Below are 24127 nucleotides of genomic sequence, written 5' to 3' on the forward strand. Positions count from 1 at the left end.
CCGCATGAACCAGAAGATCACCCCTGACTTCGAGGAGCGCCTGGCAGTCGTCTGGGCGTCGTTCGACGGCTACGACGGGGGGCGTGAGGCGGAGTTCAGGGCCGTAGTCGATGAACTCGTGGCGGAGCTACCCGACGACAACCCGGTCGTCGCGTTCGAGCGGGCATGTGCCTTCGACTCGACCGGGCACTCCGACAAGGCAGTGCCGCTCTATCAGGAGGCGCTGGCGCGCGGCCTTGATGGCTATCGCGCACGGCGCACCAAGATCCAGCTGGCCAGTTCACTGCGTAACACCGGCCGTGCCGAGGAGGGTGTCGTGCTGCTCACGCCGGAGTTGGACGCGCCCTCCGACGAGTTGGACGACGCCGTACGCGCGGTCCTCGCGCTGTGTCTTGCCAGCCTCGGCCGGGAACGCGAGGGTCTGTCACTGGTCCTTGGGGCGCTGGCTCGCCACCTCCCGCGCTACCAGCGGTCGATGAGGAACTATGCGCGGGAGCTGGTCGAGCCCGAAGGCTCATGACGAAGGGCTCCGGCAATCGAGATGCGGTGCCGATCGCCGGCAGGCGGTCGGTATCGGTTTGCCTGCTCGGCTCTGGAGGTGCTCTCGCTCTTCGCAGCCGGTTGCGGCGTATCGATCGCCGCACTGCCCGCCGCGCCGTACCACGCGCTTCCGGCATGGTCTCCGTGCGTTCCGCCCCCCATCGAGTACGGACTGGTCTGGCCGCGAAACGGTGCCACGGCGCAGGTCCGGCCTTCGTGGAGATCGTCACCTGATTCATCCGAGGATGCCTCGACCTTGAGGCGGGGGAGGAATCGGGCTCCTGCGGAGCAGGACATGGGGATGACGAATCGCCGTCGGGGCGGTTCGTCGTCTGCCCTGCGCGGTGGCGGGGCAGGCCAAAATCGCTGGTCGCGGTGACGGCCGCATCGAACCGCGGCAAGGCCGACAAAGACCCGGCAGAGTAGCTGCCGAGCCCGGAAGTGACGTGCCGCTATCTGCCGGAGTGGGCCGGCACCAAGAGCGATGGGGCCTGACCGTCGGGACCGACGAGGCGGCCGTGCTGACCCAGTTCGCCGAGGCCTGCCTGACCACAACCGTCGTCTACGAGCCCGCACCCTGAGCGAGGCGCTCCGCCGTGAAAAGACGCGCGGTCTGCCAGGGAACGCACCCAGACGCGCGCGGCCGCCTCGGCGTCGATGAGGTCCTGGGCCCCTCTCAGGCGGTGAAGCGGCTCTGGATGTCCGGGCGCTCGGCGAGGTGCTGGGGATAGCCAGGGCCGAGGCGCGGGTGGGTGTCTTCGGCTGTCATCGGTTCCTTGCAAGAGGCGCAAACGACCTCGGCGTCGCTCTGGTGACCGCAGCGGTCGTGGTGGAAGACCACCGGCGGTCCCTGCTCACCGCTGAGCCAGCGGTTGCCCCAGGTGTTCATGGCAGCCAACACGCCGAAGAAGTCGCGCCCCTTCTCCGTGAGCACGTAGTCGTAGCGCACCGGCTCGTGCTGGTAGGCCTGCTTCTCCATGAGGCCCTCATCGACCAGGCGGCGGAGACGGTCGGCCAAGGTGTTGCGAGCGATGCCGAGCTCCTGCTGGAACGCGTCGAACCGCTTGATCCCATAGAAGGCCTCCCGCAGGACCAGCGGCGTCCACCAGTCCCCGAGCATGTCCATGGTGCGCGCGACTGAGCACGGCCAGTTCGCGAAAGAGGTCCGCCTCATGACCTCAGCATATAGGTCTCACCATAGGACTCAGCATTTCGGACCTGTGGAACCGCAAGCCGAGCGCTAGGTAGCCGCAGTGGTGGTTGCCGCCGCGGCGACACGCAACGGTGGTCGTGCTTCCGGTGCCCGTGTCGGTGGTCATCCAGCGTGCCCCAGGCCGGGGATGCGAGTGCCGGACCGGACCTTGTGCCGTTTGTTGATGCTGATCAGCACGGCGGTGAGTGGTTCCAGCTTCCGGGCCGGCCGAAGCGCGCCGGCGTCGATGCCATCGCGACCGGTGATCGAGCGTCAGATCGATGGCGATGGTCTTTGCCGGCACGTCGTCGCTGCGGACCAGGACGTCTTCGTAGCCGAGCAGCTCCATCTCGCTCCGGAGACTGAGGGCGGACAGGTGGTGAACGCACCCATCGGTCGGGCGCCGGCGCCATCCGTTGCGTCTTCTCGGTAGTGCTGCCATCGCCGACGTTCGGGCCGTAGAGACCCCGCTTGTCGAAGCCGAGCGGGTTCACGCAGATACGAGCACCACCTTGCCCGCAGGTTGGGCGCCCAGCGACGCGACCAGCTCCGCGTGGCCGTCGTACGGCACCGTGAGCAGCACTGCGTCGGCAGAGCCGGCCGCGTTGGCGTTGTCCGCTCCGCTGATCTGGGACAACGTCGCCGACCCGCCTGGCGATGTCGGTCGCCGTCTGCTCTGCCCGTTCCGGCGATCGCGACCCGATGACGACCGTGTGACCGGCCTTGGCGAAACGGTAGGCCGGGCCCCTGCCTGTGCCACCGACGCCGGCGACCTTGTAGCTGGTCAATCTGCTCCTTGAGCATGGGGACGACAAGGGGAGAAACCGGGTTGCGGCAGGAGGCGGCACCGTGGGTTCGCCGCTGTGATGCCGAAGGTGCTGAAGGAGAGCAACCCACGATGCGCCAGGTCCTGGGCACCGGCCGCCGCCGTGCCGCGCCCGGTCCGGCTCGAGCGCCGGCCTGACGGGCGGCGTCTTCGAGCGCTCGGGTTACCGGCCCGGCTCGCGCTCCATGGCGCGGACCAGGTCGAGGGCCCGGCCCAGGGTGGTGAGCCGGGCGTCCAGCGTCTCGCCGGCGGGGTAGAAGCGAACGGTGTCGACGCCGGCGTCGCGCCACACCCGCAGCCGGTCCCGCACCATGTCCTCGGTGCCGATGAGCGTGGTGCCCAGGACCATCTCGTCGGTGACCAGTTCGGCCGCGCCGTCCCGGTCGCCGGCCTGCCAGCGCTCGCGGACCTCGGCGGCGACATCGGTCCAGCCCTGGCGGCTGTATGCGTTGTTGTAGAAGTTGGTGCTCGCGGAGCCCATGCCGCCCAGGCTGAAGGCCAGTTCCTTCTTCCGGCCGGCCACCATCGCCCGCAGTGCGTCCTCGTCCTCGGCGAAGGCCACCTCGGCGCCCTGGCAAATGTCGAAGTCTGCGCGTGAGCGGCCGGAAGCGGTGAGGCCCGCGTCCAGGTGGTCGAAGTAGGCCTCTTTGGCGCCCTCGGGCACGAAGCTGGTGCCGAGCCAGCCGTCGGCGATCTCGCCGGTCAGTTGCAGCATCTTCGGCGAGAGGGTCGCCAGGTAGATCGGGATGTCGTGCTCGGCGCGCATCGACAGGCGCATGGGTTTGGCATCCCCACCGGGCAGCGGGATCTGGAACTCCCGCCCGGCGTGGAAGACCTTCTCACCCGCGGCGGCCTGCCGCACGATCTCGACGGTCTCCCGCATCCGTGACAACGGCCGGTCGAAGGGTACGCCGTGCAGTCCTTCGATCACCTGCGGGCCGGATGGGCCGAGTCCGAGCAGGAAGCGCCCCTGGGAGATCTGCGACAGGGTGATCGCCGCTCGGGCGATGGCCATCGGCGTGCGGGTGGCGAGCTGGATGATCCCGGAGCCGAGCAGCATGCGCTCCGTCCGTGCGGCGAGATACCCCAGCGGCGACGGTGCCTCGGAGCCCCAAGCCTCCGCCACCCAGCAGATGTTCAGGCCCAGCTTCTCCGCCTCGATGACGAAGTCCACCGTCTCCGGCCAGCTGCCCCCGGATGCCTCGATCGTGGTCGACGTACGCATCACACACTCGCCTTTCCGGACTCTTCCGCAAGCTTCTTGATCGCCGTGAGTGTGGCGCTGATGTTGGTCTCGAACTCCCGCATCCGCACGAAGACGATCTTCTGTTCCTTCTCCGGCATGCGGTCGATGGCGACGGAAAGACCGGAGCGGCCCGGTCCCAGCTGCATCCACTGCCGCAACAGCGTCCCGCCGTCCTTGGGTTCGAGGGTGAATCGCCAGAGCGCCGCGGGTTGCTTGGGGTCCTCAACCGCCCAGGTGAACACCCTGGGCGGCTCGTACTCCACAACGTGGGAGGTGGTGGCCCACTCACCCAGCGCCTCGTGCCTGCTCCGGCCCATGAAGCGGGCCCCCGGCGCGGGTCGTGTTCCCCCGTCCAGCCACTCCACCGACTGCAACTCCGCGCTCAGGCGAGGCATCAGCTCGATGTCGGTCACCAGCCCCCATACCCGTTCCGGCGGGGCGGCGATCCAGATCGGCACCTCGACCGTCGGCTTGTCCGCGTAGCGCGCGCCCGTCCACTCCATGGCCCGGCAGCCTCCTCATTCAGTAGTGAAGATCCCCGTATAGAAGGGTCTGAACGGTAAAGTTGTGTAGATAGACTTATGAGTCAAGCGTGGGCTGCGGCGCTACCGGGAGACTGCCGCAGCCCACGAACTACGCAGGCGCAGGCCGTCCGCCGCGATGTGACAGCCCGTTAGGCCGACGTCAGGACAGATATGCCGATCCGAGGAGACGGTCGGCGAGTACGTCGAGCCGGTGGGCCGGCGAGCCCAGAAGTGAGCGCCGCGCACGGGCGCGCCTGAGCAGTACGTGGGACCGGTGCTCCCAGGTGAAGCCGATGCCCCCATGGGTCTGCAGGGCGTCGGCCGTTACCGCCTCGACCGCGTCGGCCGCCGCCGCGAGCGCGGTACGAGCCGCCACGTCGGCGTCGGCACGCTCGCCGTCGACGGCGTGGGCCGCCCCCTGGACGAGCATCCAGGCGGCGTCGAGCTGGACGGACCGGTCCGCGAGTACGTGCTTGATGGCCTGGAACGATCCGATCGGCCGGCCGAACTGCCGACGCTGCCCGGCATACTCAACGGCACCCTCCAGCGCGCGTCGTCCGGTGCCGATGAGCTCGGCTGCCAGCACGGTGAGCAGGCGGGCGACCGTGTGCGCGCCGAGCGGTACGGCGGGCGCGCCGGTCAGCTGCAGGCTCGCCATCGGCTCGGTGACGTCCAGCGACTCCACGGAGGTCCGCGCGGTGGTCGGTTCGGCGAGTTCCACGAGGACCGGCCGCGCCGGGGCGCTGCCCTCGTCGGCGAAGGCCAGCAGCAGTTCGGCGTCGAGGCCGAACGGCACCGCTGCCAGCACGCCGTTCACCGCCGCGCCGTTCAGCGTCAGCGAGCCCGCCCCCCGGCCGGGCACCATGTCGGCGGGGAAGGTCTCCCAGGCCGGTACGGCGACGGTGGAGCCGTCCACGACGCCGGCCAGCGCGGCCCGCGTGCCGGGACTGTCGGGGTGCTCGGCCAGCACTGCGGCGACGGTCGCGGTGGCGGCGAACGGGAGGGTTGGCAGGGCCGACCCCACCCGCTCGGCCAGCACACACAGGTCCGCAACACCGCCACCCGAGCCGCCCAGTCTCTCGGGCACGCCCAGGCCGAGCAGTCCGAGTTCGGCGAGCGAGTCCCGTAGCTCACGGTTGAGGGTCTGGGGGATGGCGCCCCAAGGCGGAGGAAGGGTGTTCCTGCGGGCGTGGGCGGCGAGCAACCGTTCTGCGGTTCGGCCCAGTTCGAGCTGTTCGTCGGTTGGCGCGAAGCGCATCGGGGTCCTCCTCACGTCGGGGGGAAATCCACGGCGCCCAGCATTGACTAGTGAGTCTATCTACGCAACTGTTCTGCTCATTCGCTTACCGAAGACACCAGGAGGTCTTGGTGGAACCGCAGGGCAGCGAGCCGGCCGAGCGCTTCCGCGCTTCGGTGCAGGCATTCGTGGCGGACCTGGTCCCGCCGGACTGGCAGGGCATCGGCGCCCTCGACCCGATCGAGCGCGAGACGTTCCAGGAGAAGACGCGGGCCGCGCTCGCCGAGCGCGGCTGGGTTGCCCCGGCTTGGCCGCGGGAGTACGGCGGCGCCGGCCTCGGACCGGCGGAACTGGCCGTCGTCATTGAGGAGCTGACCGCAGCCGGCATTCCTTCCGGCTCGGACAACGACGAGTTCGGCATCACCATGCTGGGCAACACCATGCTGCGCTGGAGCGACCCGACCCTGCTGCGCCGGTTTCTGCCAAGGATTGCCTCCGGTGAGTATGTCTTCGCGCAGAGCTTCTCCGAGCCGGGCGCCGGCTCGGACCTGGCCTCGCTCTCCCTGCGGGCCGAACCGCACGGCGACCAGTGGGTACTGAACGGGCAGAAGCTGTGGTCCTCCGGCGCACACAAGGCGAACTGGACGTTCGTCCTGGCCCGGACCAACCCCGACGCCCCGGCGCACCGCGGCATCAGCATGCTCCTGGTCCCCTTGGACCAACCCGGCATCGACATCCGCCCGATCCGCAACCTCACCGGCGAGGCGGACTTCAACGAGATCTTCTTCGACAACGCGACGACCGAACTCGGCCTGGTCGTGGGAGAGGTCGACCGCGGCTGGACGGTTGCGATGACGCTGCTGGGCTTCGAGCGCGGCGCGACCGCGCTCAAGGCGCCGATCCGCTTCCGCAACGAGCTGGAACGGCTGATCGAACTGGTCCGCGAACGCGGGCTGCACCGCGACCCCGACATCCGCCGCCGGATCGCCTGGTGCCATGTCCAAGTCGAGCAACTGCGCTGCCATGGGCTGCGCACCGCCGCCACACTGATCGCCGGAGAGGAACCCGGCCCCGCCGCCGCCGCGTTCAAGCTGCTCTGGAGCGAGTACCACCAGCGGGCCACCGAGCTGGCCGTGGACGTCCTCGGCCTGGACGCCCTGACCCCGACCGGGCGGCCCTCGCCGAACTGGTTCCACACCGACGACCCCGGCGCGCCGAACTCGTCCGCGTCCTGGACCAGCGTCTACCTCAACGCCCGCGCCGGCACGATCTACGCCGGCTCCTCCCAGATCCAACGCGGCATCGTCGGGGAGCTGGTGCTCGGCCTGCCGAAGGAGCCCCGACCTGCGCCCACTGCCGCACGCTGACTGCCGAGAGCCGAGGAGTATCGGTGATCATCCGCAGTCCCTACCCGGACATCGCCATCCCGGAGGTCTGCCCTGCCGGAGTTCCTGTTCTCCGAACCCGGCACCGATGACGCCGACCGCCCTGCCGTCATCGACACCTCCCATCGCGGCTACACCTACGGTCAGTTGACCGCCGCAATCGGCCGGGGCGCGGCCGGTTTGGCCGAGCGCGGTCTGGGCCGTTACGACGTGGCCGTCATCTTCTCCCCCAACTGCCCGGACTACCCCGCGGTCTTCCATGGTGTGCTGAGCGCCGGCGCCGTCTGCTCACCGGCCAATGCGCTCTACACGCCGGCCGAACTGGCCCATCAACTCCGCGATTCCGGCGCCCGGGTACTGTTCGCCTCCGCCGACTCCCTGCACCGGGCGCGCGCAGCGGTGGCCGAGGACAAGGTCCGGGTGGAGGAGACCGGGGATCGGTCGGCGTGCTGATGCCCGACCTGGAAGCCCGAGTGGTGGACCCCGTCAACGGAGAAGACACCGCGCCCGGAGGTCAGGGCGAGCTGTGGTGCCGCGGCCCCAACATCATGCGCGGCCATCTCAACAACCCCCAGGCGACCGCCGCCACCGTCGACGCCGACGGCTTCCTGCACACCGGCGACATGGTGACCGTTGATGCCGACGGCGTCTTCCACGTCGTGGACCGGCTCAAGGAGCTGATCAAATACCGGGGTCACCAGGTCGCCCCCGCCGAGTTGGAGGCCGTGCTGCTCACCCACGGCGGGATCGCCGACGCCGCTGTGGTAGGGGTGCACCACGATGGAGGGGAAGTGCCCAAGGCGTTCGTCGTGCGCCGCGCCACCCACCCCGGTCTGGATGCCGAGGAGGTCCAGGCGTTCGTCGCGGCCCGGGTCGCGCCGTACAAGAAGGTCCGGCTGGTCGAGTTCCTGGACCAGATCCCGAAGTCCCCGGCCGGCAAGATACTGCGCAAGGACCTGCGTCGACGGGAGTCGGCGATGTGACGGGCGGCGAAGGGCGCGACAATGGGGGCCGAAACCCGGTCCCTTCGACTCCGCGGACGATGCCTTCGCGAAGACCCGGTCCGGCCGGCGGCGCCACCGTCTCCCTGGCCGAACGGCTCGTCAGACACCTGGCGCCGTGCGAGCCGAGCGCACCGGGCACGCCGAAGCATCCGGCGATCCCTCGCTGGCCGAACGCACGTGGCCACCTTGACCGAGGCGGTGTCCGGCGGGTGGGGCATCGGGGTCACGCCCACGCCTATGACGAAACCGTCAGCCACGTGGTGCACTTCTCGGCAAGGACTTGTGGTCCCGCGTCACCGCTGCCTCAGGGTGCGACCGTGTCACTGTGACGGCTTCATGTGAGCCGTGGATAGGCTCACTCGGTCCGTGTGTCCGAGCGGTTTGCCCGGTCAATGAAAGAGGACGATGAGATGTCTGTGCATGTGATCGTGTTGCCAGGAGGCGGCTACGAGGTGCACGCCGAGCACGAGGCCCAGCCGATCGTCGATTGGCTCGAAGGATTGGGCTTGGAGGCGAGCGTTTTCCGGTATCCGCTCAACACACGGCATCCAGCGCCGCTCGCGGCACTTCAGACCGAGATCCGGCGCCTACGGGACAAGGGGGCCGACACGATCGGGGTCGTGGGCTTCTCGGCCGGTGGGCACCTCGCGGGCCTGGCAGCCCTCGCTCCGAACGCTGACGAGCGGACATCGGTTCAGTTCGCTGTCCTCGGCTACGCGATCACGTCGATGGAGACCGAGACGTACCGCCCTTCTCAGCTCATTCTGCTGGGTGCGGACGCGTCGCCGGAGTTGCGTCGTTCGACCTCGCTCGACGCGCTGGTCACTTCGTCGGCTCCTCCGTTCTTCCTCTGGCACACGGCGGAGGATTCTTACGTTCCGCCGGAGCACACCTATCGCCTGGCTGCGGCGTTGGCCGCCGACAATGTGCCCCACACGGTGCACGTCTTCCCCCACGGTCCCCACAGCCTGGGCCTTGCCCATGGGGCTGGAGAGGCATCGACATGGACACGCTTCGCCGAGGCATGGATCGGCGAGCAGGCCGGTACTCGGACGCCTCACGGAGCTTGATAGCGCCAGCCCCATTGCGATGCTGGGGAGTCTGATCGATTCAGCCGGAGTTTCCTGGGATGCCGGGCGCCGGGTGGACCGCTCCGCGTCCCGCCTGCGGAGTGCGTGTGCGAGTCACTTACGAGGGGCGTCGGCCGCCCACTTGGCTGCGGGCTCGGGCTGCCGCGAGGCCGTCCAGCCACGATGGGTTCGCGATGGAACTCGCGAGGGCGGAGAGCATGCCGAACATCGCGCGGCCCCACCGCGGCGGTGTCGATGTCCTGCTCGAGACATGCCGGTCGATCCCGCGCTCGAGCAGCTCGGCACGGGGGGTGACCAGACAGACCGGGAGGACCGGGCCGGGGCGAACGATCGAACTCCCGCTTCCTGACCTCATGTGGATCTTCACTTTTCCGGAGGCTGCCTGAGACCGTGATGCGCCGAGATCCAGCATGGCGATTTGTTGACTAATTGGACCACATCGTGTTTCTGTAGTGGTCCAATCGGTCAACAAACCTAGTGGAGGATTCCGATGCACCAGACTCAGACCCAGACGGAGCGGAACAAGGCCGTCATCCTCGAAGTCCTGACGACCGCGTTCAGCTCCAAGGACTTCACCGCGCTGGACCGGTACCTGCACCCGGACTACGTGCAGCACAACCCGTTCATCCCGCCGGCCAAGGCCGGGCTGCGCGGGTTCGTCGCCGACATGCCCGACGACACCCGCTACGAGCCGGGAGCGATCATCGCCGAGGGAGACCTGGTCATGGTCCACGGCCGGTACTCCGGCGGGCCCGGCAAGCCCCTCCTCGGGATCGACATCTTCCGCTTCGAAGACGGCCTGGTGGTGGAGCACTGGGACGTCCTGCAGGACGAGGTGGCCGTGGAGGACACCGTGGCAGGCAATCCCATGTTCACCAACCCGCAGGCCGGCTCGGCCGACCGGCAGGCCTGACCGGGCGACGCGACGGCTCGGGCACGCACTCCGCGGCGGCGCCCGACGCGAAGACCCGACGCAGACCCCGGCCGGACCCCGCCGACCCCACGGCACGCCAACCTGATGCCGACGGGGCGCGGCGTCCACGCTGCTTCTGCGGAGGCTCCCGCCGCCTGACGCCGAACGCGCGCCACAGGCGAACGGCGCGGGAACATCGACACACAGGCGGCGTCATTCACCACGGAGGCCTACCCATGACGAACCTATTGGATCTTGTTCTCGAGGCCCATGGCGGCCTCCAGCGGTGGCAAGAAGCAAGAACCGTCCATGCCAAGGGATCCGTGGGCGGGCTCCTGTGGACCCTCCGCGGACAGGAGGGAATCCTTGCTGCGGTCGACATCACCGTTGACGTGCAGCAGCAGCGCGTGGTCTTCGAGGGCTTCACCGGCTTGGGGCTGCGCGGCGTGTTCACGCCCGACCGTGTCGCGATCGAGAGGCGGGACGGCGAGGTCGTGGCCGAGCGGACCACTCCACGTGAAGCCTTCGCCGGCCACGGCCCGGACACCCCCTGGGACGAGCTCCATGTGCTGTACTTCGCGGGCTACGCACTGTGGAATTACCTCACGGCCCCCTACCTGCTGACGCGCCCCGGCGTCGTGGTGGAGGAACTGGAAGCGTGGCAGGAGGCCGGCGAAGACTGGCGACGGCTGCGGGCCAGATTCCCCAATGACATAGCCACGCACGCCACGGAACAGGTCTTCTATTACAACACCGCCGGGCTGCTGCGACGCCATGACTACGCAGCCGACGTACTCGGCGGCACCCCGGCCGCGCACTTCACGGACAGGCACGTAACAGCGTCGGGACTGGTCTTTCCCACCCACCGGTACGTCGTGCCCATTCAGGAAGATGCGCGCGCCTTGCCGGAACCAATCCTTGTCACCATCGACCTCGCCGAGGTTTCCGTTACCTGACCACGACACGAGTACACCCCCGCGCCAGCGTCGCCGTCGCCCACGGGCAGCCGTTCATCGCCAACCTGGCACGTGTTCCCTCGGCGGCGGCGGGGGAGGGGGAGGGGCTGAGCGGCGCCCGACGGGAAGAACGACATTGCCCCCGGCCTGGCCGCGCTGACCCCAAGACCCGTCTCATGGCGACGGCTCGCGACGCCCTTTTGTGGTTGCCGCACCCGATTGGGCTGTCCGCGAGATCTCATGTCCGAGCTGGCGTATACGCGCCTGCGGCGGACCGTGCCACATAGGTTGCTCCGAGTGGCGGTCCCCGTTAATTCCCCCGTCCAGGCAGCCGGATTCTTTTCCGTGAAGCCGGCGCTTTACCGTGGCGACCCCTTGTCAGGTGAACTCGTCGCGACATTTCGTTTCGGCGATGAGGGCTCCTCAGGGAAGGGAATGCCGTCAGCCGATCGCGTTCCTCGCCCCGCCCGAACAGCTCATCCACGGGTCAACCCCAAGACGATCAAAACGGGGCCGGCTCGCGCTGCTCCCAGGTGCGCGTGAGTCCGACCACCGGATCGCTCCCATGCCGGCCAGCGCCGCCCCACCGACCGGTCCGCGCAAGCACTCGCGCCGGGCATTCATTCAATGAGGGAGTACAGACCATGGCACAGGAAACCGCACGCCCCGCCGACGCCTCCGGGTCTACCGCCTCGGCGGCGAACTGCCCGTCATCCGGCTCGGCTACGGTGCGATGCAGCTGACGGGGCCGTGCGTCGTGAGCGGGTCACCAGTCGTTGTGGTCCAGACGGACCACAATGGCGTACCCTTGGGGCATGGGAAGAAAGCGAGGCTTCGACGAGGCCGCTGTACTGAATGTCGTACGCGACCGGTTCTGGACGACCGGATTTGCCGGCACGTCCACCTATGACCTCATGGAAGCAACCGGGCTGGGCAAGGGCAGCATCTACAAGGCGTTCGGCAACAAGCACGACCTGTACGTGCGTGTCTTCTCCGACTACTGCCAGGACCTCGTCGCCCAGGCCCGCGAGCAGTTGCAGGGCGGCCCGGAAGCGGTGCTTCCCTCGCCGATGGCGCGACTCGAGCGCTACCTCGTCTCCCTCGCCAGCGCCTTCGCGGGCGAGTCGCCCCACCGCGGATGCTTCCTCACCAAGGTCACCGCGGACCGCGCCGGTGAGGACGAGGAGGTGGCGCAGACGGCCCGCCGCGCGTTCGACGACCTCGCCGGCGTCCTCGCGGCCGCGATCCGCGACGCCCAGGACGCAGGGGAAGTGGCCGACCATGTCGACTCCTCGGCTCTGGGGTATCTGCTGCTGAGCGTCATCAGGGGCATCGATTCCATCGCCAAGGCGGATGTCGACGCGGCGACGCTCGAGCAGGCGGCGCGATCCGCCGTGGCCCTGATTCCGAGGGCGGACCCACCTCGTTCGGAGGTCTGACCACCGTCGAAGCGCCCGGGTCGGCTGCCGACTGCGTCCGCGCCCTCCGATTGTTGACCGGGTGGACCATCCGCGAAGAACGGTCTGGTGGCGCCGGGCGAGGTGGCGGTCCAGCAGCGTGCTGCCCATGGCGGTTACTGCGAAGGCTGCGCCGATCCAGGCGGTGCCCGCCAGTCCGAGTCCGGTGTCGATGACGAGACCGGAGACCATGGGGGCGGCGGCGATGCCGATGTTGAAGGCGGCGATGTTCACGGCGCCGCCCAGCGTTCTGGTCTGCCCAGGATGGAGAACACCCTGGCGTTGACTGCGGGGGTGACGGAGAATTCGGCCGCGCCCAGCAGCACCACGAGCGGGATCGCCGCCCATGCACTGTTCGCGGTGACGGCGAGTACGACCGCGACCACGACGAAGGAGCCCATGCCGGCGAGCAGGACGGTGAAGGGGGCGCGGTCGGCGTTGCGTCCTCCGACGGTCAGGCCGGCCAGCGCGCCGACTCCGTACAGTCCCAACACGAGGGGTATCAGACCGTCGCTGATGCCGGTGGCGTCCTCGAGGAGGGCGCCAAGGTAGGCGAAGATCGCGAAGTTGGCGGCTACGGACAGTGCGGTGGTGGCGTAGGCGACCCACAGCCGCGGCACCCTCAGCGAGCGCAGTTCCGTGCCCAGGCGGGGCTGTGCCGCCGTGCTGTCACGGCCGCCGGGCAGGGCGATCAGCAGTGCGACCGCGGAGAGCGCGGTGATCGTGGCCACGGCCCAGAAGGCTGCCTGCCATCCGGCGTGCTGGGCCAGCAGGGTGCCGGCCGGGACGCCGATGATGGTGGCCACGCTCAGCCCTGAGACGACCACTGACATGGCCCGGCCGCGCTTGGCGGCGTCCACGAGTGAGATGGCCGCGACCGAGGCCACGGCCCAGAACCCGGCATACGCCATGGCCGACACCACGCGCATGACCAGCAGGAACCCGAAGTTCGGGACGAGTGCGGCGACGACATGTGCGGTGATGAAGACGAGCTGGAAGCCGATCAGCGCGGCACGGCGCGGCATCTTCAGGGTGGCCAGGCCCAGCAGGGGTGCTCCGATGAACATGCCGACGGCGAAGGCGCAGCCCGGCGGAGGAGAGGGGGACGTCGAGATCGTGGGCGACGGAGGGCAGCACCCCGGAGAGCATGAACTCCGAGGTGCCCTGAGCGAAGATGCCCAGCCCGAGGACATAGATGACGAACGGCATGATCCAGCTGCTCCGTAAGGTGGTCGAAGGACGAACCAGGTGGCTTCCGCTCGCTCCCTACGGTCACTGCACGCAGGTGAGGGCTCCGCTTCATGCCGTACATCGGAGATGAGGGCGGCGCTGCCCTTCCGGTTCACATCCAGCGTCGCGCCCTTTCATGCCCTTGCGGACCCCGTGCGCGCGCCTTGCTGAACCTAGGTCCAGGTGGTCCACCTTCACTGAACCGTCAGGGCGCTCCAGCGATAACACTGATTGCATGGCTCAAGACGGCGAACCGGGTGTGTTCCTGGTCTGTCACTCATACGCCAGCGACCAGATTTTCCACCGCATCAGGCAATTCCTCGGCGAATAGCCGTCAGGAGTAAGCCCCGCTGTTTCTGAGTCTCGAGGTCCACGGCCCAAACGGGCCCTCGATCACCTAGCGCCACCGCCACACCATCCCGCCCGTCTGCCGGACGAACCGTAAAAAGGAGATCATTCGATGACTGATTTCGCGCCTATGCCCGAGTTCGCTCAGGGTCCGGACATCCCGGAATCCGGTTTTGTCGTCACTGACTTGGGTGGCGGTGTCTACGGCGTCACCCAGGGGATGATCAACACCATGTTCCTGGTGACCAAGAATGGCGTGGTCCTCGTGGACGCCCCTCCGGCCCTGGGGGACAGGCTGCTGAAGGCCATCGAAGAGGTCACGTCGAAGCCGGTAACTCACCTGGTCTACAGCCACGCGCACGCCGATCACATCGGGGCCGCTCACCTGCTGGACCAGCGCGGCCTGAAGATCATCTCTCACGAGCTCACCGGCGAGTTCATCAAGGAGGCGCATGACGACAGGCGGCCCCTGCCCACCGAGACCTTCAGCGGGAGGCGGAAGGAGCTGGACATCGACAGAGTGAGGTTCGTCCTCGATTACACGGGGGACTGGCATCAGGCGGGCAATCTGTTCATCCACCTCCCGGAACAGAAGACCATGGCGGCCATTGACAGCTTCTCCGTCAAGAACGCGCCGTTCTTCCGTCTGGTCTTCTCCGCTCACGTGCCCGCGTACTTCGAGGCCATGGACCAGTTGCTGGAGTACGACTTCGAGACCATCGTGACCGGTCACATGTCCCTGTACGGCACTCCCGAGGATGTGCAGACGAATCGTGAGTACATTCGCGACCTGCGGATCTCTGCTGCCGAGGCGCTGCGGACGGTGGATCTGAAGGAGGCCGCGGCCGCTGCCAACGTGCCGGCGAGCAATCGGCAGGCGGAACTCAAGGTCTGGATGGACGCGGTCGTCGCTCGCGCAGCAGAGCTGCTGCCGCCGTGGGAGAAGCGCCTCGGGGGGACCGACATCTTCCTCGCCGACAACCTCAACGCCGTCGCATGGAGCCTCTTCCTCGACTGAAGGTCGGCTGTTCGGCGTTGGGCTGGTCGTCCCACGACTCGGTTCCGGGGGAAAGTGCCACTGCTGTTCGAAGACGACCAACAGTGGCATGGGCGCGCCTGCGACTGCCTTGTTGCGTCTCCGGAGGCGTCGCCCACCCAGGAAGGCGAGGTCGCGCGGGCATGCGCAGACCTCACCCCTGGCCCAGCCATACATGGTCGAACGATCGTTCGCCGCGGCCTGAGGCACGGGAAGAAAGGACACCGCATGATGCCACCGACTAGGGCGGAACTGCTGGCACAGAGCATCGATCTGGTCTTGGGCGCCGTCAACGGTGCGCCAGTGGACCAGTATCAGAATCCGACCCCGTGTGCAGAGTTCACGGTGAAGGATCTCGTCAACCACATCGCCATGATGTTCCTTTTGGCAAGGGACTCGGGCACCCGGACGGCATCGGACCCCAGCCTGCTGACCGCCAACCCCGTGCCTTTCCTCGCCGGACGACCGGAGTCCGAATGGGCTCTACTGCTGGCCGACAAAGCGGAGCCGACAGCAAAGGCCTGGTCTGACCCGGCGGCGTGGGAAGGGGAGGCGAGCCTCGGCGGACCGCCCATGGCCGCCACTGCGCTCGGCGGGATTCTCATCGCCGAATTCACCGTCCACGCGTGGGACACGGCAGTAGCCACCGGTCAGCCCATCAATATCCCCCCGTCCTTGGCCAAGGCCACGTTCGACACCTACACGCGTGAGGCACCTCGCATGCGCGGCCTGGGCCTTTTCGCCGACGAGGTGCCACAAGAGACCCACGCGCCCCTGTTCGACCGCGCACTGGCCTTGACCGGCAGGGACCCCCGATGGAGCCGACCCGAGCATGAGCGGCATAAAGCCTGACGTTGATGGGGATTCTTGGAAACGTCCGAAGTTACCTTGCCTCACTTGATCAAGTCCTCAAGCGCGTGGGGGAGTTCAGCGAACGCCGGCCCCCGGTGAGCCGGGGCCGCCCGCGCGATCAGATTCCGGGCCGCGCCGGCCCGTCAAGGGCGCCGTCGGCGTGGCTCACGCGATGCGTTGCCGCACCCTGGACCTGTCACCACGGCCAGCGGCGGGTGCGTCGGGCGATCCGGGTCTCGTCCCAGCCGTCCAGGCCGGCAAGGTCGCGCTGCCAGGCGGCGAGCATGGCATCCAGCAGCCGGGTTTGTGTCTGTGGCGATTCCACCAGGACGAAGCGCCAGGGAGTGGTGTGGTGGGGAGCGGGAGGGGAGCGGGAGCGGGAGCGGTGAGGCTGCGGGGACAACTCTGCGGATGGTTCCGCTGCCCCCCGGCTGGTTGCTGAACTCGCGCACGGTGCGCCGCAGGGTCACCGCCTCACGGATCGCCTCGGAGGTGCCCAGGCGGAACATGTCCTCATCGGCCGAACGGATGAGGGGGCGGGTGCCTTCTCCGTCGCTGTCGGTGACCCAATGGGCCAGGCCCCGGATCACGGCAACGGGAGTACCACTGGCCTTGCCCTTGGCCAGGTCCGCGGCAGCGGCCAGCTCGTCGGCTGTCGCGGCACCGTCAGCTCCAGCGTGTTGCCGTGACCGTCCACGCGGCCTCGGTGATCCTCGAGCGCCTGGATGCCGGCCGCGCCGATGGCTACATCGGTCAGTCCGTTGCGCCAGGGCCGTCCGAAGGTGTCGGTGATGATGACGGCCAGCCGCAGGCCGGTCATCTTCTGCAGCCGCTCGCGCAGGGCTCGAGCGGAGGCGTCGGGGTCTTCGGGCAGCAGCAGAACCGTGCCGGGCTGCGTGTGGGAGGCGTCCACCCCGGCGGCGGCCATGACCAGCCCCTGCCGGTTCTCCACGATCCGGGTTGCTCCCCGGCGAGCAACGACCCGGACGGTTTCCGCATCGAGGGCCGCTTCACGGTCGGCGGCGTGCATAAGGCGCCCCTCGGCCTTGCTGATCACCTTCGAGGTCACCAGCAGCACGTCGCCGTCGGCCAGGCTCACCCCCGTGGCCAGCAACAAGGAGGCAAGGTCGTCGCCCGCCGTCACTTCCGGCAGCCCGTCAACCCCGAAAACCTGGTAGGCGCTCATGCTCCGCGCACCTCCTTGGCGGCGCACCGGAACTGACCGTCCCGGTCAGTTCCGGTGCGCCGTGCTGTGTCGGGAAGGGGAGGATGCTTTTGTGCCTGTCGGGGCGCTCCAGCTGGCGAGCAGTCGGAGCGTCTCCGCGGAGGCGGAGCCGGGTTCGGCGGTGTAGAGGCAGAGGTTCTGGTCGGGATCGGCGGGAAGGGCCAGCGTTTCGTAGGAAAGTGTGAGCTCGCCGACCACGGGGTGTTGGAGGTGCTGGGTGCCGTGGGCGCACTGGGTCACGCGGTGGCCGGCCCACCAGGTGTGGAACTCGGGCACCTTGATGGACAGTTCCCCGACCAGTTCGTTCAGCTGGGGGTCGTCGGGGTGGCGGCCGGCCGCCAGGCGCAGGCTGGCGACGAACGTCTCGGCGATTTTGTCCCAGTCCGTGTACAGATCGCGGGCGGCGGGGTGGAGCAGGGCGAAGCGGGCGAGGTTGCGTTCGCGGTACGGGAGCGCGTCGAAGTCGGTGATCAGGGCGTGGGCGAGGTGGTTGGCCGCCAGGACGTCGCTGCGGTGGTTGATGACGAGGGCCGGTGAGACGTTGTCCAGGACGTCCAGCATGCGGTGGACCGCCGGCCGCACCCGCGGCACGCGGGCCGGACGGCGCCGGCCGGGACCGGGTGTCTTGGGCCGGGCGAGCTCGAAGAGGTAGCCGCGTTCGACGTCGTCCAGGCGCAGAGCGCGAGCCACAGCCTCCAGCACCGTCTCCGAGACGTGGGGGTGCCGGCCCTGTTCGAGGCGGGCGTAGTAGTCCGTACTCACCCCGGCCAGGTGTGCGACCTCCTCGCGGCGCAGCCCCGGCACCCGGCGCGCGCCGCCGCTGAAGCCCACCCCCGCGTCCTCGGGGCGCAGACGAGCCCGCCGCGAGCGCAGGAAGTCACCCAGTTCACGGTTCTGATCCATGTGTCCAGTGTTACCCCGCAGCGCCCTGACGGGTTCGGTGAAGGTGGACCACCTGGACCCAGGTTCAGCAAGGCGCGCGCACGGGGCCCGAGGGGCATGAAAGTGCGCGACGCTGGATGTGAACCGGGAGGGCAGCGCCGCCGCATCTGGCCGGCCTGACCGTCGGAGGACGCACCGCCGACCGCGCTGCGCCGCCCCAGGTAGAGTTATTGACAATTTGGTACAGAATTCCCTAAACTGGACATCGGTGTGTCGAAGACCTCCGTGGACGCCGAGGGCGTCGGCAAGTGGCCGTGGATCACTTGACGAGCGGAGGCGCACGGTCCCCCCTACGGGTCTCAGCAGGCTGAACGCACCGCCGGGTCTGCTGCTCACGCCGATGCCGGGCAGCCCGCGCAATCGACAAGGCCATCCGCCGCGGTCATGAGGTGCTCATTGGCAGAAGTCGGGGCCCCAAGACTCTCGAAGCCCTCGGCTGCTCACCCCGTTCTTGATCCGCACTCACTACTCGGAGACGAGTTCCATGGTCGCCATTCACCTCACCCGGTTCGGGGAGCCTGAGCAGAGCCTGAAGGCCGTGGACGTTCCCGAGCCTCCGGCTCCTGACGCCGGGCAGGCGCTGATCCAGGTCGAGTACGCCCCGCTCGACCACCACGACCTTCTCCTGGCGAAGGGCATCTATCCGGTCCGCCCCGAACTGCACAGCGTCATCGGCAACGAGGGAGCCGGCACGGTCCTGGCGGTCGGACCGGACGTCGCGCACATCCGCCCCGGCGACAGGGTCCTGCTTCCCTTCGGCACCTTCGCCCGGTCCGAACAGGTCCTGGCGGAGGCCGCGAAGCTGACCGCCGTGGACAAGTCCATCAGCCTCGATCAGGCGGCGATGCTCAGAATCAACCCCACCACCGCAGGTCTGCTGGTGGAGTCGCGTGACCTTCCGGCCGGCTCTTGGGTGGTGCAGAACGCGGCGAACAGCGGGGTCGGCCGGTCCGTCATCGCCTTCGCCAAGGAGCGCGGGTTTCGACCTGCCCCGTCATCCGGACCTCAGCGCGGAGTCCGAGCGCCTGATCGTCGAGGGAAAGCTGGTGTTGCCCTCCGCCCCTATCTACATGGCCAAGGACTTCTTCAAGGCCCTCGCATACTTGCGGAGGAACGGCAAGGTCCTCCTGGACTTCAACCCTTGCCGCGTGTAGGCGTCGTCGCAGCCCAGTGCCGATTGGCACGAGTGACTGGAGCCTGGGCGACGAACTCGGCCCCGATCTCCGCAGCAGCCTCATTCGCTGCACCCGCCGAGCGGCCGTTGCCCGAGGCACCAGGCTTCGGGAGGCGCACATGGCTGGCGCGCCTCGCCGGTTGCAGCTTCCCGGGTTCGATCTATTTACCAATAGGTACATGTTCGTTGAAGGGCAGGAATGCTGAAGGCTCCCGACGGCAACGAGGGCGTCGGTGCCCCTCTGCGGGTCTCTGCAGCTGAACGTGCCGCCGGCTCGGCTGTGCGAACCGACACCGGGCAGCTCGCAGGGTCTTGGCACACGATCGAGGAAAAACACCATGGACACACACCGCACCATTGGCGTACTCGGCGCAGGAGAGGTGGGACAGGCGGTCGCCGACAAGGCCATCCGCCACGGCCATGAGGTACTCATCGGCAACAGCCGGGGCCCGGAGACCCTCGAAGCCCTCGTGGAGAGGCTGGGGCCGAAGGCCCGCGCAGCAACGGCCGAGGAGGCGGCGAGGCCGGAGCTGGTGTTTCTCTCGGTGCCGTTCTTCGCCGTGCCGGAACTGACGGACCTCACCAGCTGGTCCGGGAAGATCGTCGTCGACACGACGAATCAGTTTGCTGCGGCCAACCCCTGGCGGGGCCGGTACGACGTCGGTGACCTCACGGGCAGCGAATGGGTCGCCCAGCGCCTTCCGGGCGCCCGGGTCGTGAAGGCTCTCAACACCTTGTTTGCCCCGTTCATCGCCGCAGACCCCCGGCATGCCGAAGGCCGGCAAGTGGCCTTCTATGCAGGCGACGACGCCGACGCGAAGGCAGCGGTGGCCGGCTTGCTGGACCAGTTCGGATTCGCCGCCCTGGACCTCGGCGGTCTGCGTGAGGGCGGCCGGCTGATGCAACTGGACGGCGTGCTCAGCGCGAAGCACCTGCTGCTGCAGGACGTCGGCTGACGCCCGCCCAAGCCCCACACCAGCGCACAGGAGGAGAGTCATGAACCGTCGAGTCGTCTACACCCGTGGCGGATCTCCCGCGGAAGTTCTGACCGTCATCGAAGAGCCGGAGCCGGCGCCTCAGCACGGCCAGGTCCTCATCCGCACCACGGCTTTCCCGGTGCACCGTGGTGATCTCCTGGCCATCGAAGCCTACCCCGGGACGACTGCAGAACCGGTTCCGGGCGGCGTGGAGGCCACGGGCGTAGTGGAGGCGATCGGCCCGGGAGCGCGCGTGGCGCCGGGTGTCGAGGTCGGCGGCCGCGTATCGGTCTTCCTCCACCCAGGGGCGTGGTCCCAGTGGATCGTGGCGGACGCCGAGGTGGTCGTCACCGTTCCGGACGGGGTGTCGGACGAGATCGCCGCGCACATGATGGTGAACCCTCTCACCGCGGTGATGCTGCGCCGTGAGGCACAGGAGCACCTGGCCTTCGGATACGACGGTCTTCTGGTGCAGACCGCCGCGGGCTCGTCGGTCGGGCGGCTGGTGACGGGCGTGTGCCAGTTCCACAACCTGCCGGTCGTCAATGTCGTCCGCAGCGACCGCGGTGCCGCCGAGCTGCGCAAACGGTTCCCGGACGTGCCGGTCGTGTCGACAGAGCATCCTGGCTGGGCCGACGATGTTCGCAAGGCAGCCGACGGCCGTCCGGTAAGTGTGGCCTTCGACCCCATCGGCGGGAAGCTCGCGGAGAACCTTCTGGACCTGTTGACACCGGGCGGGAAGCTGGTCATTTACGGGCAGCTCGCCGAGGAACCGATCTCGGTGCACGCGTCGACGCTGCTGCACAAGTCGCTGACGCTGCGGGGCGCGACCCTCGGTCGGTGGCTGTTGGAGACCTCCGCCGAGAGGCGGGCATCCGACGTCGCCGCGGCGAAGCAGATCGCGCTGGCGCTCAAGGACCAGTTCGACGTGGCCGCTACGTACGGCCTCGGCGAGCTGGCCAACGCCGTGGAACACGCGGTACGGCCCGGCAAGATCGGCACCGTCCTCATCCGCCCCTGGTAGCCGTCGCCAGGCCCCAGCCGCCCTCGGCAGTCTCTGTCCTGCCCCGCTGACAACGGCTGGTGGCCCTGATGCCGCGTGTGTGGCGTCAGTTCGAGCGCCGACGAACCCACGACTCCAACATGTGCCGCGCAGCATCGGTCAGTACCACCAGCGGGATCTTCGGTCCAGGACCAGTCACAGCGGACCAACGACGAATCTCCGCCCCAGGCCACGAGCAGCTCGCCATGTCACCGAAGGCGATCTCTGCTGTCGTACGCGACGTACAGTTGCCCCATGGCTCGGCCTCGGCAGTTTGACGAAGAAGAGGTTGTGCGGGCTGCCCGCGACCAGTTCTGGTCTGTGGGCTACAACAGCACCTCCATGGATGACCTGAGCGCCGTGACGGGCCTGGGGCGAGGAAGTTTGTATGGAGCCTTCGGGGACAAGCATGCGCTGTTCCTGCAGGCTCTCGACAGCTACAACAGCGACGCGCTGGGAGCCTGGCGCACAACTCTGGGCGGCCCAGGACCGGCCCTGCCGAAGCTGGAGCGGCATGTACGCAACGTCACTGAAGGCATCAACTGGGATGCGGAGCGGCGCGGCTGCATGATGGCCAAGATTGCAGCAGAACTGTCGTCCGTCGACGAGGCCGTTGCCGAGCGGATCGCCGCGGTCGTCCGCGAACTGCACGGCGCGCTGCGGCGCTGCATCGCGCAGGCCCAGGCCGAAGGCTCGTTGGATGCCGATGCGGACGCGGACGGCCTCGCCAGCCTCCTCCTTGCCGTGCTCCGGGGGCTTGAGGCCCTGGGCAAGGCGGGAGCCACTCCGGAGGTCGTCAATGGGGCTGCAGAGCAGGCCTTGGCGCTCCTTCCCCGCGTTTCGACGGACGAACGTGCGCCGGGTTCCACGTCCTCGACTGGAGCCTGATCGTCCCTCGGCGTCACCAGATGGCCGTCGCCGGCGTGTAGTCGCCGGGACATCAAGCCGCTGGGGCTGCGAATAGAGCCGACTACTGCCTCACCCCGCGCCCGGTCCCGGCCGGCGACCAGGAGCGCGCCTCGTTCGGCCGGCTTCGCTGCGGTGCCGGGCCGATGCTGCTGGTCGCCCCGGCACCGATGCGACGCTCCCGGCCGGGAAGATCACCCCGGCGGGAAACCTGTTCGACCCGCACGTTCCGTGATCGGTTGAGATACGGCTTCTCAACACGCCGGGCTGGCCCATCGCGAAGCCCAACCGGCATAGCGAGAAGCCACCCCCTTCAGGGGGTGGAGGAGTCACAGAGACCGTCCGCCCGCACGCCCGCACGAAAACGATCTTGGTCGTGGTCCATGAGGGCCCGCCGCCACCGCCTCGACCACGAACGCCTCTCCGAGATGAGCGAGTTCCTCACCGCTTGGGCCGCCGTCACCCTCATGAGTCCAGCCCTCACCGCCGCAAGGCCGCACCATCGGCGGGGTGTCACCCTGCACTACCCGCAACAGCATGCCGCGGAGCACTCATTGACAGGTTGGGGCCGTAGGCAGGTTCTTATCGAAGGCCGGCCGCGTCCAGCAGTGTGGTCGCGGTGGTGACCGCCAGGCCGTGCAGGGGCTGAGCCTGCACGACGGCCCGGGCGCTGGATCCGTCGAAGACGACAGTGAGCTGGCGCGCGAGCTGTTCCGGGTCCGGGACGCCGGCGCGCCGGGCCTCCTGGTGGAAGTACTCGGTGAGCATGTTCTTGAAGCGTCGCGCCACCATGCTGGCCGGGTGCTCGGGGTCCTTGAGCTCGACTGCGGTGGCCACCAGTGGGCAGCCCTGGTAGGCCGGTGAGCCCGACAGCGACTCGAGTCGCTCGAAGATGTGCAGGATGCGGGCGCGCGGTGGGGCGTCGTCCTCGCCCGGGACCAGCGTCTCCCAGTAGATCAGCGCCGCGCGTTCCAGGCTCGCGGCCAGGACCTCGTCCTTGCTGGTGAACAGCTGATACATCGAACGCTTGGACACTCCGGCAGCCCGGCACAGCGCCTCGACTCCCACATGGACGCCCTCCCGGTAGAAGAGCAGCGCTGCGGCCTCCAGCAGCCGCTCGCGAGGTGCGGCAGCCGCCGCGGGCGGCGCTGTCGTCGCGGCGGCGGTCGGGGTGGGGGAGCTCACGTTCATGCCAGCCAGGGTACGTCGTCGACTTGCCTGCGGAAACCGATCGGTTTACGGTGACCTGAAACCGATCGGTTTCCAACGTTTGAGGAGAAGGCCCATGACCGCAATCGCAGGCTCGACCGTCCTGGTCACCGGGGGCAGCAGGGGCATCGGCAAGGCACTGGTCGAAGACCTGTACACGCGGGGCGCCAAGAAGGTGTACGCCACCGCCCGCGACCCGAGGACCGTCACCCACCCCGACGCCGTCGCGCTGGCCCTCGAGGTCACCGACCCGGCCTCGGTGGCCGCCGCCGCAGCGGCCGCGCCGGACGTCACGATCCTGATCAACAACGCGGGCGCGGCCGTCGCCGCCTCCTACTTGAAGTCGCCGATCGAGGACGTGCGCCGCGAGTTCGAGACCAACTTCTACGGACCGCTGCACACCACCAGGGCCTTTGTCCCGATCATCGAGGCCAACGGCGGCGGTCACCTGCTCAACGTGCACTCGGTTGTGTCCTGGATCGCCCTCGGCGGCTCCTACAGCGCGTCCAAGGCCGCGTTCTGGTCCCAGACCAACTCGCTGCGCCTGGACCTCAAGCCCCGCGGCATCAACGTCACCGGACTGCACGTCGGCTACGTCGACACCGACCTGGCCGCCCGCATCGACGCCCCCAAGTCTTCCCCTGCAAGCGTCGCCGCGCTGGCCCTGGACGGCGTCGAAACCGACGCTTATGAGGTGCTGGCCGACGAGGTGACCCGCCAGGTCAAGGCCGGCCTGTCCGGCGACCTCGGCGCGCTCTACCCGCAGCTTGCGCACTGATCACTCAGAGCCCAAGTCGGGCCTCGAAAACCACGGC

24 protein-coding genes and 3 pseudogenes are annotated in these 24127 nt (G+C 68.5%); 17 read left to right on the forward strand and 10 right to left on the reverse strand.

Annotation, left to right across the window (positions count from 1 at the left end; genetic code table 11):
* Nucleotides 1-4: 4 nt before the first annotated feature.
* Both ACWCP0_RS34925 and ACWCP0_RS34930 read left to right on the forward strand, forming a co-directional pair.
* Nucleotides 5-520 carry a tetratricopeptide repeat protein gene (locus ACWCP0_RS34925; protein WP_451082769.1) on the forward strand — a complete coding sequence of 172 codons (516 nt, stop codon included), beginning with the start codon at nt 5-7 and terminating at the stop codon, nt 518-520.
* A 466-nt stretch (nt 521-986) separates the two neighbouring features.
* Nucleotides 987-1121: a hypothetical protein gene (locus tag ACWCP0_RS34930; RefSeq protein ID WP_451082770.1), complete on the forward strand. Its 135-nt coding sequence runs from the start codon at nt 987-989 to the stop codon at nt 1119-1121.
* 95 nt (nt 1122-1216) lie between these two features.
* On the opposite strand, the gene ACWCP0_RS34935 is transcribed toward ACWCP0_RS34930, so the two are convergent.
* The 6 genes and pseudogenes from ACWCP0_RS34935 to ACWCP0_RS34960 all read right to left on the reverse strand — a co-directional run bounded on the left by ACWCP0_RS34935 (nt 1217) and on the right by ACWCP0_RS34960 (nt 5586).
* A complete protein-coding gene (locus tag ACWCP0_RS34935) occupies nt 1217-1714 on the reverse strand; it encodes a winged helix-turn-helix transcriptional regulator (RefSeq protein ID WP_451082771.1) in 498 nt (165 codons plus the stop codon).
* A gap of 508 nt (nt 1715-2222) precedes the next feature.
* Nucleotides 2223-2369, reverse strand: a complete 147-nt coding sequence (locus ACWCP0_RS34940) for a hypothetical protein (protein ID WP_451082800.1) — start codon at nt 2367-2369, stop codon at nt 2223-2225.
* 67 nt (nt 2370-2436) lie between these two features.
* A pseudogene (locus tag ACWCP0_RS34945) lies at nt 2437-2580 on the reverse strand (hypothetical protein); the annotation flags it as partial.
* 141 nt (nt 2581-2721) lie between these two features.
* Nucleotides 2722-3783 carry an LLM class flavin-dependent oxidoreductase gene (locus tag ACWCP0_RS34950; RefSeq protein ID WP_451082772.1) on the reverse strand — a complete coding sequence of 354 codons (1062 nt, stop codon included), beginning with the start codon at nt 3781-3783 and terminating at the stop codon, nt 2722-2724.
* Complete coding sequence (locus ACWCP0_RS34955; RefSeq protein WP_451082773.1) at nt 3783-4307, reverse strand: SRPBCC family protein; 525 nt, start codon at nt 4305-4307, stop codon at nt 3783-3785. The genes ACWCP0_RS34950 and ACWCP0_RS34955 overlap by 1 nt, the downstream gene beginning before the upstream one ends.
* Nucleotides 4308-4488: 181 nt before the next feature.
* Nucleotides 4489-5586, reverse strand: a complete 1098-nt coding sequence (locus tag ACWCP0_RS34960) for an acyl-CoA dehydrogenase family protein (protein ID WP_451082774.1) — start codon at nt 5584-5586, stop codon at nt 4489-4491.
* 110 nt (nt 5587-5696) lie between these two features.
* Here ACWCP0_RS34960 and ACWCP0_RS34965 point away from each other — a divergent pair, with 110 nt between their 5' ends.
* The 8 genes and pseudogenes from ACWCP0_RS34965 (at nt 5697) to ACWCP0_RS35000 (ending at nt 12353) form a co-directional block, all read left to right on the forward strand.
* The gene (locus ACWCP0_RS34965; RefSeq protein WP_451082775.1) at nt 5697-6932 is read left to right on the forward strand and encodes an acyl-CoA dehydrogenase family protein; all 1236 of its coding nucleotides are present in this window, start codon (nt 5697-5699) and stop codon (nt 6930-6932) included.
* Nucleotides 6933-7016: 84 nt separating this feature from the next.
* A complete protein-coding gene (locus ACWCP0_RS34970) occupies nt 7017-7403 on the forward strand; it encodes an AMP-binding protein (RefSeq protein ID WP_451082796.1) in 387 nt (128 codons plus the stop codon).
* Nucleotides 7403-7933 carry an AMP-binding enzyme gene (locus tag ACWCP0_RS34975; protein ID WP_451082797.1) on the forward strand — a complete coding sequence of 177 codons (531 nt, stop codon included), beginning with the start codon at nt 7403-7405 and terminating at the stop codon, nt 7931-7933. Before ACWCP0_RS34970 ends, ACWCP0_RS34975 begins: the two co-directional genes overlap by 1 nt.
* 431 nt (nt 7934-8364) lie before the next feature.
* The gene (locus ACWCP0_RS34980; protein WP_451082776.1) at nt 8365-9024 is read left to right on the forward strand and encodes an alpha/beta hydrolase; all 660 of its coding nucleotides are present in this window, start codon (nt 8365-8367) and stop codon (nt 9022-9024) included.
* A gap of 511 nt (nt 9025-9535) precedes the next feature.
* Entirely contained in the window at nt 9536-9958 is a 423-nt protein-coding gene (locus tag ACWCP0_RS34985; RefSeq protein ID WP_451082777.1) for a nuclear transport factor 2 family protein, read from the forward strand.
* Between the two features lie 323 nt (nt 9959-10281).
* The gene (locus ACWCP0_RS34990) at nt 10282-10914 is read left to right on the forward strand and encodes a hypothetical protein (RefSeq protein ID WP_451082778.1); all 633 of its coding nucleotides are present in this window, start codon (nt 10282-10284) and stop codon (nt 10912-10914) included.
* A 644-nt stretch (nt 10915-11558) separates the two neighbouring features.
* Nucleotides 11559-11671, forward strand: a pseudogene (locus tag ACWCP0_RS34995) (oxidoreductase); the annotation flags it as partial.
* A gap of 58 nt (nt 11672-11729) precedes the next feature.
* Nucleotides 11730-12353 (forward strand): TetR/AcrR family transcriptional regulator, encoded by a 624-nt coding sequence (locus ACWCP0_RS35000; protein WP_451082779.1) that lies wholly within the window; start codon nt 11730-11732, stop codon nt 12351-12353.
* Nucleotides 12354-12601: 248 nt separating this feature from the next.
* Here the strand turns inward: ACWCP0_RS35000 and ACWCP0_RS35005 are convergent, their stop codons facing one another.
* A complete protein-coding gene (locus ACWCP0_RS35005; protein WP_451082780.1) occupies nt 12602-13438 on the reverse strand; it encodes an MFS transporter in 837 nt (278 codons plus the stop codon).
* Between the two features lie 623 nt (nt 13439-14061).
* On the opposite strand from ACWCP0_RS35005, the gene ACWCP0_RS35010 reads away from it, so the two are divergent.
* Nucleotides 14062-14967, forward strand: a complete 906-nt coding sequence (locus ACWCP0_RS35010; RefSeq protein ID WP_451082781.1) for an MBL fold metallo-hydrolase — start codon at nt 14062-14064, stop codon at nt 14965-14967.
* A 246-nt stretch (nt 14968-15213) separates the two neighbouring features.
* On the forward strand, nt 15214-15837 hold the full coding sequence (locus ACWCP0_RS35015; RefSeq protein ID WP_451082782.1) for a TIGR03086 family metal-binding protein: 624 nt from the start codon (nt 15214-15216) through the stop codon (nt 15835-15837).
* Between the two features lie 208 nt (nt 15838-16045).
* Here the strand turns inward: ACWCP0_RS35015 and ACWCP0_RS35020 are convergent.
* Together ACWCP0_RS35020 and ACWCP0_RS35025 are read right to left on the reverse strand one after the other, a co-directional pair.
* Nucleotides 16046-17023, reverse strand: a pseudogene (locus ACWCP0_RS35020) (coenzyme F420-0:L-glutamate ligase); the annotation flags it as partial.
* Between the two features lie 45 nt (nt 17024-17068).
* Nucleotides 17069-17965, reverse strand: coding sequence for a helix-turn-helix transcriptional regulator (locus tag ACWCP0_RS35025; RefSeq protein ID WP_451082783.1), 897 nt, complete (start codon nt 17963-17965; stop codon nt 17069-17071).
* Between the two features lie 523 nt (nt 17966-18488).
* Here ACWCP0_RS35025 and ACWCP0_RS35030 point away from each other — a divergent pair.
* The 4 genes from ACWCP0_RS35030 to ACWCP0_RS35045 all read left to right on the forward strand — a co-directional run bounded on the left by ACWCP0_RS35030 (nt 18489) and on the right by ACWCP0_RS35045 (nt 22085).
* Entirely contained in the window at nt 18489-19439 is a 951-nt protein-coding gene (locus tag ACWCP0_RS35030) for an alcohol dehydrogenase catalytic domain-containing protein (protein ID WP_451082784.1), read from the forward strand.
* Nucleotides 19440-19516: 77 nt separating this feature from the next.
* Nucleotides 19517-20134, forward strand: coding sequence for an NADPH-dependent F420 reductase (locus tag ACWCP0_RS35035; RefSeq protein ID WP_451082785.1), 618 nt, complete (start codon nt 19517-19519; stop codon nt 20132-20134).
* Nucleotides 20135-20174: 40 nt separating this feature from the next.
* The gene (locus ACWCP0_RS35040) at nt 20175-21179 is read left to right on the forward strand and encodes a zinc-binding dehydrogenase (protein WP_451082786.1); all 1005 of its coding nucleotides are present in this window, start codon (nt 20175-20177) and stop codon (nt 21177-21179) included.
* Nucleotides 21180-21452: 273 nt separating this feature from the next.
* Entirely contained in the window at nt 21453-22085 is a 633-nt protein-coding gene (locus ACWCP0_RS35045; protein WP_451082787.1) for a TetR/AcrR family transcriptional regulator, read from the forward strand.
* A gap of 600 nt (nt 22086-22685) precedes the next feature.
* On the opposite strand, the gene ACWCP0_RS35050 is transcribed toward ACWCP0_RS35045, so the two are convergent.
* A complete protein-coding gene (locus tag ACWCP0_RS35050) occupies nt 22686-23294 on the reverse strand; it encodes a TetR/AcrR family transcriptional regulator (RefSeq protein WP_451082788.1) in 609 nt (202 codons plus the stop codon).
* 94 nt (nt 23295-23388) lie between these two features.
* Between ACWCP0_RS35050 and ACWCP0_RS35055 the strand changes: the two genes are divergently transcribed.
* The gene (locus ACWCP0_RS35055; protein WP_451082789.1) at nt 23389-24090 is read left to right on the forward strand and encodes an SDR family oxidoreductase; all 702 of its coding nucleotides are present in this window, start codon (nt 23389-23391) and stop codon (nt 24088-24090) included.
* Nucleotides 24091-24127 lie beyond the last annotated feature (37 nt).

Source organism: Streptomyces sp. NPDC001970 (assembly GCF_053594115.1).

Excerpts from the sequence above, each read along its gene's own strand:
- ACWCP0_RS34925 (WP_451082769.1), top strand. The coding sequence starts at position 5 with ATGAACCAGAAGATCACCCCTGACTTCGAGGAGCGCCTGGCAGTCGTC.
- ACWCP0_RS34975 (WP_451082797.1), top strand. The coding sequence starts at position 7,403 with ATGCCCGACCTGGAAGCCCGAGTGGTGGACCCCGTCAACGGAGAAGAC.
- ACWCP0_RS35040 (WP_451082786.1), top strand. The coding sequence starts at position 20,175 with ATGAACCGTCGAGTCGTCTACACCCGTGGCGGATCTCCCGCGGAAGTT.
- ACWCP0_RS34935 (WP_451082771.1), bottom strand. The coding sequence starts at position 1,714 with ATGAGGCGGACCTCTTTCGCGAACTGGCCGTGCTCAGTCGCGCGCACC.
- ACWCP0_RS35025 (WP_451082783.1), bottom strand. The coding sequence starts at position 17,965 with ATGGATCAGAACCGTGAACTGGGTGACTTCCTGCGCTCGCGGCGGGCT.
- ACWCP0_RS35015 (WP_451082782.1), top strand. The coding sequence starts at position 15,214 with ATGATGCCACCGACTAGGGCGGAACTGCTGGCACAGAGCATCGATCTG.
- ACWCP0_RS35050 (WP_451082788.1), bottom strand. The coding sequence starts at position 23,294 with ATGAACGTGAGCTCCCCCACCCCGACCGCCGCCGCGACGACAGCGCCG.
- ACWCP0_RS35005 (WP_451082780.1), bottom strand. The coding sequence starts at position 13,438 with ATGTTCATCGGAGCACCCCTGCTGGGCCTGGCCACCCTGAAGATGCCG.
- ACWCP0_RS34955 (WP_451082773.1), bottom strand. The coding sequence starts at position 4,307 with ATGGAGTGGACGGGCGCGCGCTACGCGGACAAGCCGACGGTCGAGGTG.
- ACWCP0_RS35055 (WP_451082789.1), top strand. The coding sequence starts at position 23,389 with ATGACCGCAATCGCAGGCTCGACCGTCCTGGTCACCGGGGGCAGCAGG.
- ACWCP0_RS34985 (WP_451082777.1), top strand. The coding sequence starts at position 9,536 with ATGCACCAGACTCAGACCCAGACGGAGCGGAACAAGGCCGTCATCCTC.
- ACWCP0_RS35030 (WP_451082784.1), top strand. The coding sequence starts at position 18,489 with ATGGTCGCCATTCACCTCACCCGGTTCGGGGAGCCTGAGCAGAGCCTG.
- ACWCP0_RS35035 (WP_451082785.1), top strand. The coding sequence starts at position 19,517 with ATGGACACACACCGCACCATTGGCGTACTCGGCGCAGGAGAGGTGGGA.
- ACWCP0_RS35010 (WP_451082781.1), top strand. The coding sequence starts at position 14,062 with ATGACTGATTTCGCGCCTATGCCCGAGTTCGCTCAGGGTCCGGACATC.
- ACWCP0_RS34950 (WP_451082772.1), bottom strand. The coding sequence starts at position 3,783 with ATGCGTACGTCGACCACGATCGAGGCATCCGGGGGCAGCTGGCCGGAG.
- ACWCP0_RS35000 (WP_451082779.1), top strand. The coding sequence starts at position 11,730 with ATGGGAAGAAAGCGAGGCTTCGACGAGGCCGCTGTACTGAATGTCGTA.
- ACWCP0_RS35045 (WP_451082787.1), top strand. The coding sequence starts at position 21,453 with ATGGCTCGGCCTCGGCAGTTTGACGAAGAAGAGGTTGTGCGGGCTGCC.
- ACWCP0_RS34980 (WP_451082776.1), top strand. The coding sequence starts at position 8,365 with ATGTCTGTGCATGTGATCGTGTTGCCAGGAGGCGGCTACGAGGTGCAC.
- ACWCP0_RS34960 (WP_451082774.1), bottom strand. The coding sequence starts at position 5,586 with ATGCGCTTCGCGCCAACCGACGAACAGCTCGAACTGGGCCGAACCGCA.